At 75.2% G+C, this 626-nt stretch carries 1 pseudogene; it reads left to right on the top strand.

The window, feature by feature from the left end:
• Positions 1–193: 193 nt before the first annotated feature.
• Positions 194–274: pseudogene (locus tag CCL05_RS46870) on the top strand (GntR family transcriptional regulator); the annotation flags it as partial.
• Between the last annotated feature and the right edge of the window lie 352 nt (positions 275–626).

Here is a 626-nt window from a genome sequence, read left to right as displayed (position 1 = left end):
CCGACGGCTGAGGTACGCCCGTATGCCGTATGCCCGCCTTCCCCGCCTGTCCGTCTTCTCCGTCTGTCCGTCCGGTCCGCCACGACCGGGGGACAGCGCGGGGCGGCGCCGCGGCGTGCGGCCTCCGGCGGCCGGCCCGTATGACGATCACGCCGACTCAAGTCCCTCCGAGCACCGTGGGCTTCACGGGCCCAGGTGGGTGACCGTGGAGGAAGCGGTCGCCGTCACCGAGTGCCGCATGGTGCTGGAAGGGCTGTGCGCGGCNNGGTCCGCGGGGTACGGCGGACGGCCGGGGACAGCGCGGAACGGGACACTCATCGGCGCGCACTGATCGCGTGCGCCGCCGCAGGGGGCGCGCACGGACATCGGCCGGCGCGTCAGCGCGCGATGAGTCTCCCGTCTCGCCGTACGCCTGGTCAGATGCGCCTGTGGAGCTCGCTTATGGTGTGCGGCATATGCCCGGGAGCGGATGCCCGGGTGACCGAGCGTGAAGGGGGCCACGGGGTGGACGAGGCGGGGGACCGGCGGGGCCGGCGGGCCGAGGCGGCCGGGGGTGCCGTCACGGCGCTCCTCGCCGTGGCGGCCTGCGCCGGACACGCGACCAAGGCGGAACTGCCCTGGTGGGC

The sequence above is a fragment of the Streptomyces africanus genome (genome assembly GCF_002150735.1).
Lineage (GTDB): Bacteria > Actinomycetota > Actinomycetes > Streptomycetales > Streptomycetaceae > Streptomyces > Streptomyces africanus.
The sequence above is the reverse complement of the archived record's forward strand: the minus strand, read 5'-3'. Positions and strand labels throughout refer to the sequence as shown.